At 34.9% G+C, this 14,304-nt stretch carries 14 protein-coding genes; 8 read left to right on the top strand and 6 right to left on the bottom strand.

All coding sequences use genetic code 11. From position 1 onward, the window contains the following. Window positions 1-236: 236 nt before the first annotated feature. From I5435_RS16150 to I5435_RS16140, 3 genes are all read right to left on the bottom strand, one after another. Window positions 237-827, bottom strand: coding sequence for a hypothetical protein (locus I5435_RS16150; protein ID WP_337982595.1), 591 nt, complete (start codon window positions 825-827; stop codon window positions 237-239). Then, window positions 824-1,408 carry a hypothetical protein gene (locus I5435_RS16145; protein ID WP_337982594.1) on the bottom strand — a complete coding sequence of 195 codons (585 nt, stop codon included), beginning with the start codon at window positions 1,406-1,408 and terminating at the stop codon, window positions 824-826. Before I5435_RS16145 ends, I5435_RS16150 begins: the two co-directional genes overlap by 4 nt. 281 nt (window positions 1,409-1,689) lie before the next feature. Then, window positions 1,690-1,854, bottom strand: coding sequence for a hypothetical protein (locus I5435_RS16140; protein ID WP_162832720.1), 165 nt, complete (start codon window positions 1,852-1,854; stop codon window positions 1,690-1,692). Window positions 1,855-2,474: 620 nt separating this feature from the next. Here I5435_RS16140 and I5435_RS16135 point away from each other — a divergent pair. Beyond that, a complete protein-coding gene (locus tag I5435_RS16135; RefSeq protein ID WP_337982593.1) occupies window positions 2,475-5,240 on the top strand; it encodes a tetratricopeptide repeat protein in 2,766 nt (921 codons plus the stop codon). Between the two features lie 293 nt (window positions 5,241-5,533). On the opposite strand, the gene I5435_RS16130 is transcribed toward I5435_RS16135, so the two are convergent. Beyond that, window positions 5,534-5,938 (bottom strand): hypothetical protein, encoded by a 405-nt coding sequence (locus I5435_RS16130; protein ID WP_024363243.1) that lies wholly within the window; start codon window positions 5,936-5,938, stop codon window positions 5,534-5,536. Window positions 5,939-6,135: 197 nt separating this feature from the next. Between I5435_RS16130 and I5435_RS16125 the strand changes: the two genes are divergently transcribed. The 4 genes from I5435_RS16125 (at window position 6,136) to I5435_RS16110 (ending at window position 10,430) form a co-directional block, all read left to right on the top strand. Continuing rightward, window positions 6,136-7,191, top strand: coding sequence for an ankyrin repeat domain-containing protein (locus tag I5435_RS16125; RefSeq protein ID WP_337982592.1), 1,056 nt, complete (start codon window positions 6,136-6,138; stop codon window positions 7,189-7,191). Window positions 7,192-7,336: 145 nt separating this feature from the next. Next, window positions 7,337-8,365 (top strand): DUF4303 domain-containing protein, encoded by a 1,029-nt coding sequence (locus I5435_RS16120; RefSeq protein ID WP_337982591.1) that lies wholly within the window; start codon window positions 7,337-7,339, stop codon window positions 8,363-8,365. A 39-nt stretch (window positions 8,366-8,404) separates the two neighbouring features. Further along, window positions 8,405-9,691, top strand: a complete 1,287-nt coding sequence (locus tag I5435_RS16115) for a DUF1963 domain-containing protein (RefSeq protein ID WP_337982590.1) — start codon at window positions 8,405-8,407, stop codon at window positions 9,689-9,691. Window positions 9,692-9,722: 31 nt separating this feature from the next. Then, entirely contained in the window at window positions 9,723-10,430 is a 708-nt protein-coding gene (locus tag I5435_RS16110) for a DUF4274 domain-containing protein (RefSeq protein WP_025220210.1), read from the top strand. A 194-nt stretch (window positions 10,431-10,624) separates the two neighbouring features. Here I5435_RS16110 and I5435_RS16105 read toward each other — a convergent pair whose 3' ends face one another. After that, a complete protein-coding gene (locus I5435_RS16105) occupies window positions 10,625-12,007 on the bottom strand; it encodes an SMI1/KNR4 family protein (protein ID WP_025220209.1) in 1,383 nt (460 codons plus the stop codon). 200 nt (window positions 12,008-12,207) lie between these two features. Here I5435_RS16105 and I5435_RS16100 point away from each other — a divergent pair, with 200 nt between their 5' ends. After that, window positions 12,208-12,435 (top strand): hypothetical protein, encoded by a 228-nt coding sequence (locus I5435_RS16100; protein ID WP_024363237.1) that lies wholly within the window; start codon window positions 12,208-12,210, stop codon window positions 12,433-12,435. Between the two features lie 139 nt (window positions 12,436-12,574). On the opposite strand, the gene I5435_RS16095 is transcribed toward I5435_RS16100, so the two are convergent. Continuing rightward, window positions 12,575-12,799: a hypothetical protein gene (locus I5435_RS16095; RefSeq protein WP_024363236.1), complete on the bottom strand. Its 225-nt coding sequence runs from the start codon at window positions 12,797-12,799 to the stop codon at window positions 12,575-12,577. 200 nt (window positions 12,800-12,999) lie between these two features. On the opposite strand from I5435_RS16095, the gene I5435_RS16090 reads away from it, so the two are divergent. Together I5435_RS16090 and I5435_RS16085 are read left to right on the top strand one after the other, a co-directional pair. Further along, complete coding sequence (locus I5435_RS16090) at window positions 13,000-13,374, top strand: HsmA family protein (RefSeq protein ID WP_024363235.1); 375 nt, start codon at window positions 13,000-13,002, stop codon at window positions 13,372-13,374. A 338-nt stretch (window positions 13,375-13,712) separates the two neighbouring features. Continuing rightward, window positions 13,713-14,153: a YfmQ family protein gene (locus tag I5435_RS16085; RefSeq protein ID WP_024363234.1), complete on the top strand. Its 441-nt coding sequence runs from the start codon at window positions 13,713-13,715 to the stop codon at window positions 14,151-14,153. Window positions 14,154-14,304: the final 151 nt, after the last annotated feature.

The raw sequence follows: 14,304 nt of genomic DNA, 5'->3' as shown, positions 1-14,304 counted from the left end.
AAATCAGAAAAGGCCTAAAATATTGATTCACAGCATACTGCCATGATTGGCGCCTATGGAAACGACTATTCGTTATTTTACTCTTACACAATGCGCATGATACATCTTGCTTCACGTTAGCGGCACGTTGGACACTTACGTATTTTAATAAAACATAGAAAAAAGCGGCCAAAGAGTCGCCTTTTTCTATGTCTATCATTAGCTTACAGTATCGTGTAACCTTTTAAACTAGCCTTCTATTTAGGTATCGTAGAAAACAATTCAACATCATCAAAGTAGTGAATTGCATCTTTATCTTGGTCATATACATATAATCCATAACCATTTTTGTTTTGTACTAGCTCTTTTATTTCACTAGTAGTCAATGGTTTATCTACTTCTGTATTAAGAGTAACAATATATTTTAGTGCATTAAATTCCATAATAGCTCCAGGAACTAACCCCGTACTATCTTTGTTTATTATTGAAGAAATATTTTCGGGTATCTTCAATTCAAAATAATATTTACTATCAATTTGTCTTAACACATCATAAAGCTGAGGACTGATTCTGTAAGAAATTTTAAATTCCACTAATTTATCATTAGCGTTTACTTTAAATTCATCAACTCCAAAATTTGGTGGAATAAATTGCTTTTCTAAAGAAACGGTACTACTGACTTCCTCCATTTGTTGTTGTTCATGATTATTTTGTTTTTCCTCTAATTGCTGATTGTTACGTTTTGTATCTTCAATTTGTTGATTATTATCGCATGCTACAAGAACAAAAATAGATGTCAACATAACTAGAATAAAAATAAAAAGTTTACTATTAATAATTTTTATCATTGTTTAACCTTATCGCTCCAACTAGTATACGTCCATTTTCCTGTCACAGTCTTAGAACTTATTACTTTGCCTGCACTCCATAGTTTTTCAGTTCCACTTGCTTGCACCCAACTACTTCCTGCTCTTAACAAATAATTAGACTTGGCGGGAATCGACCAAGTGATTGAAAGTGTTTTTGTAGTAGATGTTCCTAGTTCTACTTGAGTTGAAACCCCAACTTCAGCCACCATTGACTTAAAAGTAGCGCTGGTAGCAACATTAGCTGAAGAAGATTGCGTAACAGCTACTGAATAACTAACAGAATCTGTGGCCGAACTAGGATTTTTAGCCAAATGTTGAAATTCAAGCTGATTGTTTCTAGATGAACTAGAATGAATATATTCATATCCTGACATATCACTAGCATATGGCGTAATATTTGGCAAAGTTACAAGCGGAGCGTTATCGTATTCTGTATAGTCCTCAGAGTTTGTAAAGTCAACTGCGTTTGTAAGGTCTATAGGTTCTTCAGCGCTAGCACCACTAACAGCATGTAAAGAAAGTAAAGATAACATTGATGTTGCTAATAAGGTTTTCTTCATAAACATCCTCCATTCATCATACAAATTTTACCAAAATAGGTTAGTGAAATTATATATCATTATTTTTTGATTTTCAAATTTTTTACATAATTAAATGTTTAAATTTGTTTTTTAAACAATCGTTGTATAGAATGTCTAAAAATTTATCATTTGAGAAACTGATTTGCTTGTTGTCGCACTCAGAATTTCTATTAACTAATATAGGATAAAACAGATTGTAAAAAGGAAAAGACCACTCCTTACAAGTGGTCAATATAGATAATATGCAATTTGGTCTTATTTTATAATGAAGTCGACTTACTTTTTTTCTCATCCATAATTAGGTCTTCTTCATGTTTTGGGCGAGGGGGTTCAGTATGCCCGACACGCTCATTCGGTTTTTTAATATTGGATGATTTTGCTGACTCGTCTGTTGCAAATTCTGTATCTTTTTTATCCCTTTTCATTTCGACACCTCCTAAAAATAGTATTTAACGTATCTCCATAAAATATCCTTGTTTTTTTCAAATTCACATTTACAACATTTTTTCAATCTAACTAATCTATGATTTTTCAAAAGAGTGAGGTAAGTACTATATATTAAGCATTGATATATCAATGTTAGTATGCGCTTCTAGGAAGTATTAAGGTTCGTTCAGATAGAAAATTCTAGTTAAAGAAAAGCGCTTCGACACCCTTAGTATCAAGGGTTTGAAGTGCTTTTCTATTTGGGGGAATACGTTAGAAGAGGATAGAAATGAAAAGTATTTACACATTTTCAGTTGCTTGAAGAAACTGCTTTTAGGTCTGAAAGTTAAGTGGAATATGCATACAATTAGCCGAAGTCCTCAATAATTTAGGAATGAAGATATTTTATTATTTATTTGTAATATATAGTATAATAATGGGTAATTTGATTTTTATTAGATGTTGGTCAATTCGGAGTGAGATGATAGAATATTGAACCAACATTTTGGCTTGATCTATAGAACGTGGGAAGTTCTCAGTTTGGCAGAATTAAAAAGAATCGTTTTTTTAATTCTAAAATTTCAAAAATCTGTTGTCATAAAATTAAGGGAGAATAAAATTGAATATTAATGAAACTGAAAAATTGAAAAAATTAGTTGAAAAATATTTATCAGAAATTAGTGAGTATGTAAAAATTGGTATTAAATTTGGCGAAGAGGATAGAATTGAAGAGGACACTACTTCATCTAAATTGAATGAGGAGCAATTGTTTGAAGATGAAGATTTTAATAAAGCGGAGAGAATTAGATATAAAGTAGATAAGCAACTATTTACTATTTTAATAGAAGGATTTACCTCAGACAATTCATATTTATTTTGGAATAAAGAACAATTCTCCTTTATTCGATTTCTATTGGATTCCATTTTATTAGAAATAGATGAACAAAATATAGGTAGTTCCTTAGATAAAATGTTAAATGAGAATATAAATTTTAAATTATTAAATACTGCAATGGAGTTTACAAATTCAGTTCTAAATATTGAAAAAAATAAGGAATTGAAAAATAATTTTTTAAATTATATCGAAAAAATATCAATGCTTAACTATGAGGGAATTAGTGTTTCTGCAAAATTATTAATAATAAACGAAGGTGACAGAAAAAATAATATAGATATGGTGGTAAATTTTAAACAACCAATCGAATATAAAGAAACAAAAAAAATAAGAAAAATTTTTGAAATGTCTTCTGAAAATATATTTGTAATAGGTGATACATACCGAATTTTTGGTCTCGGAAAATTTAAAGATGCTAGTATTTCAAAAGGAAGTAAATTAGAAGATAGGATAGTCGTGTTTAATTTTGAGGGTAAACTGGATTATAAAATTAATTTAATTGAGTTTAATAATTCTTCAAGTAATACCAAAGATTTTAGAGAAAAATTAATAATAGGCTTTAAAGATAAGTCCATCATTTTAAATAAATTTGAATTTCCAACTGATAAACTGAAAGGTGAAATTAATGAAACCTTTAAAAGTTATTTCCATGGTAAAAATTACGATGCTCTTCAAATAAGTGAAAAAGTTTCTTCAGTATGCAAAATTATTAGACATGCCTCCCATCAAAAAAGTGGAACTATGGTGGTAATTACTACACCGAAATTAGCTGAAAGCGAAATTACTAGACTTAATAGTCAATGTTTTAGAGTAGATGAGATTGATATATTTAATTTAGGTAATCCCACTATTTCTAAAACACTTATTAATCAATTAACCAGTATAGATGGTGCACTCTATATCGATATTGAAAGTAAATTCCATGCCATTGGAGTGATATTAGATGGACTTGCCACTGATGAAGCAGATAGTTCGAGGGGGGCAAGATATAATTCAGCTATCAGATATCAAAAAATGGAAAAAATTCAAACGAAGAAAATTGTAACTAATGACTGTATAGTAGTAGTACTTTCAGAAGATGGAATGGTAGATATTGTTGGTAACAGTATTAAAAATTACGAATCCAATAAAAACGAACTAAATCTATTACTTGATAAAAGTAGTTTTGATGAAGTAATACAAAAAGCTTCTCAATATATAGGAGAAAATGAATCGATTATAGAATATTATTTAATTCGGGCAAAAGCTTATACTAAATTAGACAAAATTGCTGAAGCAGTAATCGACTATGATAATGCTATAAGAATCAATTCATTTGATAGTCAAACATATGTTAGTCGCGGGATGCTTAAAAGAAAATTAGGGGAAATTAAAGAGGCCTTATTAGATTTCAGTAAAGCAATAGAAATAAACCCAAACTATACAACAGCGTACAATAACCGAGGAATTTTATATTATGAAATTTCGAAGTATAAGGAAGCATTAGCGGATTACAGTAAAGCCATAAAAATAAATCCAAACTATGCAGTCGGGTACTATAATCGCGGGATTTTAAATAAGCAAATAGAGAAAAATGAAGAGGCTTTATTAGACTATAGTAAAGCCATAGAACTAAATTCAAATTATGCAGAAGCGTACAATAACCGAGGAATCTTAAATAAACAATTAGAGAAAAATGAAGAAGCCTTATTAGATTACAATAAAGCCATAGAAATAAATCCAAACCATGCACTAGCGTACAATAACCGAGGGAACTTAAATAAAAAATTAGGGAAAAATAAAGAGGCCTTATTAGATTACAGTAAAGCGATAGAACTAAATCCAAACTATGCAGACGCATATAATAATCGTGGGAACTTATATAAAGATATAGGAAAGTACAAAGAAGCATTAGCGGATTACAGTAAAGCCATAAATATAAATCCAGACTATGCAACCGCGTACAATAACCGAGGGATTTTAAATAAACAATTAGAGAAAAATAAAGAGGCCTTATTAGATTACAGTAAAGCGATAGAACTAAATCCAAACTATGCAGAAGCGTACAATAACCGAGGAATTTTAAATAAACAGTTAGAGAAAAATAAAGAGGCCTTATTAGATTACAGTAAAGCGATAGAACTAAATCCAAACTATGCAGACGCGTACAATAACCGAGGAATTTTAAATAAAAAATTAGAGAAAAATAAAGAGGCCTTATTAGATTACAGTAAAGCGATAGAACTAAATCCAAACTATGCAGACGCGTACAATAACCGAGGAATCTTAAATAAAAAATTAGAGAAAAATGAAGAGGCTTTATTAGATTATAGTAAAGCCATAGAACTAAATCCAAACCATGCACTAGCGTACAATAACCGAGGAAACTTATATAAAAATATAGCAAAGTACAAAGAAGCACTAGAAGATTACAATAAAGCAATAGACCTAAATCCAAACTATACATTAGCTTACAAAAACCGAGAAAGTTTATTAAGTCTTATAGGATAAGACGGTAAAATATAGAAATAAAATCTCTTAGCTTTATTTAATAAGAGCTTAAATAAAGTAAATGTTTTGATGCGGGCGATATTAGTTTCCTTTTAAGGACGTCAGTTGATGAAAAAGAAAAACGTTTAAAACCCTATGAATACAGGGTTTTGGACGTTTTTTAGTTTGACTGGCTGAGGAATTAAGCTATTGCAATACTGGAAAAATTGCTGAAATAACATGGGAAGGAACGTAAAAAATCGTGTAAATCCTGTTATGTAGAAGGAAATAATTAGGAACAGAACATACTTGATTTAAGTTTGGGTATCAAAGCTGCCTAATACCATGAAATCGACCACTACGCCACTTACGGGGTTTTCTGAACCTAAAACATTAATGCCTAAGACTGTTACACCACTTATATTTGTAACGTTAGCAGAGACATATTTTGCAGCAATGTTCTTTTCTCTCATTTGTACCCGCGGTCTTGCATTAATCGATGAATTGGTGGAATAGACGCTTGATACTGCGTAGTCGATTGTTGATAACAGTGTATTGCCTGTAGCTAATGCATTGTCTGTAAAATAAAACGTCGCTACACCATTAGCATCTGATGTAGCTTGCCCATAGATAATACGCTTTTCCTTTTTAGGATTGGACTCGCCTGCTTTAAACACATGAAATAATGTTGGTGATAATGTAATAACTTCAATGCTCATAGCCATCCTCCATTGCATTTTACAATATCCTATGAACTTTTATTTCGTTTAATACTTGAAATAGGCATTATTAACTTTTCGTTAGAAGCAGACGAATAACACGCGAATTATGGAGAATGCATACTACAAGAAATGAATAAGTAGTAAAATATAGGAATGGAGTGATTTTAAAAAACCGACTTAAGGAGAGAACATAAATGGGCAGGAAGCGAAAAACCTTACCGAAAAATTTCGAGGAACTCATTGAAATAGGCGATCTATCAGCGTTAAAAGAGGTATTTTTACAATGTGAATTAGATGCTCATGGTGGTTACAGTAAATCAACAGCTTTAAGTTTTTTTAAAGTACCGAATGATTTGGTTCGCTGGCTTGTGGAGCAGGGGGCTGATATTAATGCGCGTGATCGTTACGGAAGAACGGCTCTACATAAACAGGCAATGAGTTGGTGCGGAAATATTGAATTGTTACTTGAGTTGGGTGCAGCGATAGAAGCACTGGATTATCAAAATGAGACACCTTTATTTGCAGCGGCAGAGTCATTTAATCCAAATGCAGTTTACACATTAGTTGGCAAAGGCGCAAATCTTAGCGCAGAAAACAAGATGAAACAAACCCCTTTAGAAAAAGCTTTGGCAACCTGTAGAAACATAGATATCGTCAATATGGCAAAGGTTGCAGAAATTTTGCTAAACGCTGGAGTGACTGTAACACAGGATATGCAAAACGCTATTAAGCGAATTGGCAACGATTTTGAATTTCACCGAGATAACTTTAATAAGGAATATTTGAATCAAACGGATGAGGCACTTTACCGTCTATATCAGCTATTTGCTGTTTCCCCAGTCGGAAAACGAAAGATGCATGATGGCAGCTCTCTAATTACAGTATCTTCAAATGGTTGGCAGGCGCAGCATAATGAACTATGGGGTTTACTCATTCCTTCACAAGGCCATGCGAACACCATACAGGGTGAGGTAATTCGTATTACTGGTAAAGTCGCTTATGAAATTTTAGATAACGGTAGCATTAACTGGGATAATCAATATCGAAAGATGCTCCACAGTTTGGGTCATTATTTTCGTCTGGGCACGCCATTAAACCCAGCTACTTTGCAAGAGGCTGAAACATTAGTGAAAGAACTTCACAACGGTAATGGTAGTGATGAACCTGCGAGACTGTGTGAATTAGCTGTGCATTGGGCACTTAGCAATCCGAATCCAATGAGGTTGGAACAGCCAGATTATAAGCGATAACTACGTATGCCTTGTTCAGCCCAATAAGCATTCAATGCTTAGCAATTTTCTTACTTTACAAGCTAAAAAAAGAGAATCGGACAGGTAAGGAATGACAAAACACCTTTATTGGCTTACTAAACATAATTGGAGGGAATGTTTTACTATGAGTTATGATGTTCATATCGGAAGGTTAATCAGTGGGAGAAGAGAATTAGAAGGTAAGGGTAGTTATCTGCTATGTACGGCCAATCAAACGATTCAAGAAATAACGACATTTGGTTCTAAAGATGGGATATTCATTAGTACGCGTGATTTGGAGAATGCCCTTTACGACTTCTGCAAATCTGCAATTGCTCGCTATATAGAAGAAGGACGAAACAAGGATGTGTATACTTTCTCACTCTATACGGATAGCTATAATGGGAGCTATATAGTGTACATTAATAATCGGGATTCTTTAGAGCAAACGGTTGCTCGATACTACGCACAATATCAAGAAAGTTACTTGGAAACTGGTAGCAAGTTTTACAATCAAACTCTAGAGCAAATCTATCGCTCCTGTAAATTTAGTGAAGGCGATTATCCCTTTATGTACGACGAGATGCCGAATGGTCTTGAAACCTATCTTGAAATGTTCAACTGTATTAGTCAAGAAACACCCGCGTATTTAAGCAATGACGAGAACTACATATTTGAGAAGACCATAATAGATTCAGAGCTCTTTTTAATTGCCATCCAAGTTATTCATCGATTGCAAAATGACCTAAAGCAATTGAACCATACGGAGGACTTTATTGCCTACGTGTCAGCCGCGGATGGCGTTGGTGGTGATTATTTGACATTAAGCCAGCTCATAAGAAAAACTGTACCCGAAAACCAATTGTATCAATCAATGCCTGACTTAATGAAGAAAGATATGGAATTCCATTCTGCAGTCGATGCTATACAGCAACGTCCCCTTGTTCAACAAGTAAAACATTGGGTAGATGTAATCGAAAGAGGAGAATTTGGTAAAGGTAGCATGCGAAGCTTCTGGCGAACAGATTATGAGGCTTATGAACAACTTGTGGGGCTTGGAGGTCACGCCATCCCACATATTCAAGAGCATCTGAACAGTGAACTTGAAGATGATACTAGGCGCATTCTAATGGTGGTATTAGAAGATCTGGCAGAACAAGCTGCTCGCTTATAATTTTACAAAATCGTATAAGGCGAAAGGGGGGAATCCAATATGACGCAACGACTACCATGTAAGACGGAAGGCTGTAGCGCAACAATACTGCCGACTACAGCAGCCAAAACGGGCGGTATTTGTATGCCATGTCATCAGGAGCATGCACGAAAAAAGCAACAAGCTTACATTGAGAAGCACCGCAAAACGGTTAATCTCTATGAAGGACTTACGAATTATGTGGACATTCTTAAGGTAATGCATGCGCCAAGAACGTATGCTCCTCTTATCCAATACATTCCTTATCCGTTAAGCATGGAGCAGATATACATAGCATTATCAGAACAAGAAGCGGACAATATGTTGAAATACGCCGTGGAATTACTTGGAAAAAATAATGACAATGAAGCAGAGGACATTCTATTGTCGCTAGTATGCTATCGAAATAAAAATATCGCCAATGCTTTACCTGAGCTGATAGAGCGTAGCTTGTTTCATTATCCACTTGTTTTTAAAGATGCACCGCTGGATATACAACAGCTCCTTTTAGAGCGTATTAAATGGGATCAGGATAACCGAAACCATCTCCTCCTTGTGCTCGGTTGGATTGGTAATGCCATGGTCATAGAGCAGTTTCGGCAATGGCAAAAACAGCCGCCAATATGGGCAGAGCAGTTGTATGTAACGCCAGAAACCTACGCTCTTGAAGGCGGATGGGAGCTTAGCCGTGACGGAAAGAGGCGTGACCTAATTAACCATGTCTGCTATGCAATTAGGCAAACAGATCAACAAAGTGAAGATTTCAATGAAGAGCAGTATACGCATTTTCTTGGGATAAGCCATTCAACCTGTCCGTGGTGTAATAGGAAGTTAACGAAATTAATGGACGTGGCTACCGCTCATCAATCTTTGCACTATCTCAACATGCACAAGAACTTGCAGGTAATAACCTGTGATTTATGTGGAAGCTTTAGTACAATCTACATGGAATTGGACAAGGATGGTGTGCCTGTTTGGAGCCGTTATAATCAAAAACCAGCGTATCTTCCAGATATTGATGACGTAAACAGCTCTATTGAAATGAAACCTAGGTTAGCCCTTGCACATGAGCCACAATCACCATATTATGCTGCGCTTTGGACGATGTCACAATTAAATTCGCAGATTGGTGGTTATCCAAGCTGGGTGCAGGATTCAGCATATCCGCTTTGCCCTTGCTGTGAGCAAAGAATGCGTTTTATAGGGCAGATTGATTATGCTGATTTTGATGAATATGCTGAAGGTATTTTTTATATGTTTGTCTGTCTAAAAGACAACATTACAGCAACCATTTATCAGCAAAGCTAAATAATGTTACTGTGTCAAAGGGGGAATAATCTTGCGTTGGAAGGAAGTTAGCAAGACAGATAATCTGTCACTTGTCCACCAGGCAGCAATGGAACTGGATGTGAATGAACGGGACGAGCGCGGGAGGACACCGCTGATGCTTTTTTTAACTAATCGAATGCCTGTAAAAGCGATTGAAATATTAATAGAGCACGGAGCAGAACTTGAAGCACAAGATAAACTTGGTGAAACGCCACTTAAAAAAGCTGTAAAGTTCAAGCAAGTGGATGCTATATTGAAGCTGATCGAAGCGGGAGCCGAACTAGATTCGCCACTGGGTATTTTAGCGACGGCTTGGAATGCAGCTCGTACAGATAAAAAGCTTGCTGACCTTCTGCTTGCAACAAAAGGAGCGGTTCGCCTTTCGTTGACAATGGAAGAACAAAGCATTGTTGAGGAGCTGTTGTATGAAGAGTCACAAAACAAACTATGCGAGAAAATAGCACACATTAATTCGCCAGAAATATTACATGCCATTGTGAACGGATATAACTGGGATGATGGTCCGGAACCGATGCTATCTGTTTTTCAACATCCAGCAACGTCAGAAATTACACTTCTTGATATGTATGATTTGTTAGATGGGGATTACTGGATGAACAAGAGGGATTCACATGATTTATTAAACACAGATGAGGAGAAGCGCTTTACGGAGCTTGCTGTTGCACTGTATAAAAGATTAGAGCAGTGCCGTCACTAATGATAAGAAGAGGCTGCGCCGTTGTTGTCCGCTTCGGCGGTGCTTTCCGCTCAGCACAGTAAGCCGCAACCCTCGCTAGCGCGCGGTTCGTTACGTCTTACGCTACGTGCATTTCCGCAGGAGTCACCGCCTTCGCTACCAACAACTAGTGAACCCTTTTAATTTTTTAGTTATGTTCCAGCCTCTTTGCATTATTAGTAAGCATTTAATTTATGGATGACTTCCTCTGCTAACACATTGCTAAAGCGAATAATTCCATGTTCTTGTACAATCAGCCCTTCATTGAGGCGTTGATTGAGCCAATCTGTAATAAAGGAAGGCGCATACCCACCTAGACCGAACTCACTGCCAAATACGATGATGTTTTGATAAGCTTCTATATATTGGTCGTAACTAGTTTCAGGATACGACTTCGTATATAACCAAAATTGCACATCATACATGGTATAGGATAATTGATCTGCATGAAAACTAAAATGGCCTTTCTCTTCGACAATCTGTGTACATATGCTACGGATTTTCTGTTCCACTTGTTCCACCTCTGTTACACGAGAGCACAGCTCCTCCAGCAGAGGAGTAAACTTCCCATGCGCTACTTTAGCCAAGGCTTCTTCTTTGTCTTCTTCAGAAGTATCATAGTGTTCTTCATTCACTAAGCCTTTGATAAACGCTTCAAAATTATCGGCAAGGAACGTAATCTCATAATCATCTTCTTGATCGACATGAATCACTTCAGGTTCACCATCTCGACCACATGCTCGATAGTCTAACATCACGACATCATGCCCGGATGAAGGACAATCACAAATAACTACTCCAATGTCTGGATATCCCCATTCCTCTATCATAAACGGACTGCCCAAATCTCCGCATAGGGAATAGCTTTTCTCACGTCCAATACCCATAATACCTGTAATGGCAATATGATCTTCCGCCCAGGAAGTTGCCATATCTGTTGGAAAGCAAGTATTTCTCGGTACTCCGCCATTGTGTTGCTTCATTAAATAAATATACGAAGCGGGGAGTTTATAACCAAGTTCTTTCTCTATAGAGGCAATTAATTCATCCGACGGTGGCTCTGATTGATAGGATTTTCTTGCATACTCGCTATCTTCCCAAAATGCACTTAGAGACATCTCTGAAAAAGGAATTCTCTTTTCTGCGGAGCCACCACGCTCGGAGTAAGCTTTCTTCTGGGCAAGTCGAAGTTCTTCACTTTTTTGCTTCTTGGCTTTAAGGGTACTCTGTCTTAAAAAATACTCGGTGCTGCGATCTCCGGAATCTAATTGGTCAGACATGCTAAAAGCTTGAGCTGCTTCCTCATAGCGCTTTAAATAATAGAAAGCAAAGCCTACCCGATAATGCCATAGCGCATCTTGTTTACCTGCCTCAGAAATTTTACTAAAATGATTGAGCGCTTCTTCGTAAAGACCCAAATTGTTATAGGCTCTAGCCAAAATGCTAATCAATTCATCGTCTCGTTCTTCTTCAGGAATTGCTAAAAGGGTATCGACAATTTGCTGATGTTCGTCTACTTCATGCCACTCGTTCAATTGATTTATAAGCTTTTGTTCCATTGTTACCTCCAAATGATTATTCATAAATACTACCTATGTATCTGGTAAATCCTTACCTTTAAAATAGTAACATCTATAAATGAAGGATTCTAGAATTTTCCTGTATGAAACCATAGCAGGATTTCCATTTTGATTGTCTTTTCATTGATTACTTCATGTCCAATTGTCCCATGATATAGGTAGATGGGGGGTGCAGGCTAATGGATTATGAATATTCCGTGAAGTTTTACTTTAACGAAAGCCGTGAAGAAGAATATAAAATTAAAAATAATATTGGACAAGAAACCTTTGTAGAAGAACTGTCTAATGGATTCAATGAAAAGCCTTGGTATTCATTTACTGAAACTGAACATTTTAAAACGATATTAATTAGCACGAAAGAAGTTTATAAGGTATCGGTCGTGCAAAATGTTGTCACATTTGATTAATCCAACGAATTTAATACTTTTATCGTTATGCTTACAACGATAGTTGGATATTTAAAAAGGAAGCTCTAATCGCTTCCTTTTTGTTTATATAATATTACGCTATAGATAATGGCAATTCGTGCAAATAAAAAGGTTAACGTTACATCGTATGGTTTGTTTCATACTCGATGTTTACTTTAATTTTGTGCAAGTCCCTATCAATTTTTGAAATTAACATATGTATTTCTTCATTTTCTGAAGCGTTAAACGTTTCTCCTCTTCGTTTGCTTAACGTGACTGTTTGATTGATTAACCGCAAACAAGATTTAATTAACGCTAAATCTGTTTTGATTGCTTCTTTATTTAAAATGTCTATTTCATCCATTAATATTCACCCCCACTATAGATAATACAATATTAGTAATAATTAACCAATGTACAGTGCTGTCCTTAAAAAACTGATGAAATATATCTTAACCAGTTCATCTGTTGTTCATCTTGCCTTTGTAAAATATATCTGGGCAATAAGTGTATGCATTCTTATAAAGGTACATTTAAATTTGTGCTATGAATCGGGTGATTGAAATGCTAATAATGGCTACAATATTTATTACAGCAGCACTAATTTTTTATACAGTAGGAGTATGGTCAGAAAAATTTCAAAAAACATTAAAATTGTGGCATGTGATTATTTTTTGGATAGGCTTCATATGCGATACGCTTGGAACGACCATGATGGAAAAAATGGCTACAGAAGGATCTTTATTTAGCTTTCATGGCGTAACAGGTTTATTAGCTATTGTGTTAATGTTATTTCATGCCATTTGGGCTTCTATTGTGTTGGTGAAAAATGACTCTAAAATGAAGCAAAAATTCCATAAGTTAAGCATGGTGGTATGGTTCATCTGGTTGTTTCCTTATATATCTGGAATGATATTTGGGATGATTAATAAATTTTAAAGTTTTGTTCTTTGAAAAAAATGTTCTAAAAATTACCCTATTTATTATTATGTCACAATACTTTCATTTGATATTCAAATCTTATATGGTATGGTTTTGAATGGGGCATTTACTGAATTCCAATTTTCAATAGGCGCTATCTAAATCAACATTATATTTTAGCTCTAAAATAAATGTATGGGCAAAATAACATCCAATTAGATGGTTACAATGAATGTAAATCCCTTTTGAATGAGTGGTGGTTGAAAACACCCCTCTAATGAAACACGGAGCAATGAAGGTGATACAATTTAATTACTTGCTACTACATTAATAAATTATGAAAGAGCTGATAAGATATGACATGGGGTTTAGTTATGACAATAGTGATTGGATCTATTGTTAAATTGGTAATGAGTCCTCCAAGCATCGTTGTAGGGTGGACTGTCAGTAAATTTGAACTGCACAAAAAACTGGATGCAAAAGATGTTACCGTAACCTATAACGGAAAGAATTTAGAAGAAGAAGAAAAAAGTAGATTTACTAACTATTTTAATGAAGCTTCGTTTTTAAAAAAGCATTATATTTTCCCAGGTAATGAAAAGTTATTTTTAGAACCTGAATCAAATATCACGCCATTTGTTATCAATTTTAAAAAAGGCAAAAAGGATATACACTTCTTTGTTTTTAATTACGATAATCACGTTGATATCGTGAAGAAATACAAGGAAAAAGTCGTTTCGTACAGTGTAAGTTCTGATTGTTTACAAAACTTTTCAACGTCTAAAGGTTTAGTATAAAAAGCTTTCATTGCCAATGATTCAACCAGTTGTCGCTATTATAGCGGCGACTGGTTGTTTTCGTTTTGTATGAAATGAAAAAGGCACTTACTAAATTGTAAATGCCTTTGATTGCGTCGTCTTTTTTAAAATAGTAAAAAAATTGCTATCG

Origin of the sequence: Lysinibacillus sp. C5.1 (assembly GCF_016350185.1) — a bacterium.
GTDB classification, from domain to species: domain Bacteria; phylum Bacillota; class Bacilli; order Bacillales_A; family Planococcaceae; genus Lysinibacillus; species Lysinibacillus sphaericus.
The sequence above is the reverse complement of the archived record's forward strand: the minus strand, read 5'-3'. Positions and strand labels throughout refer to the sequence as shown.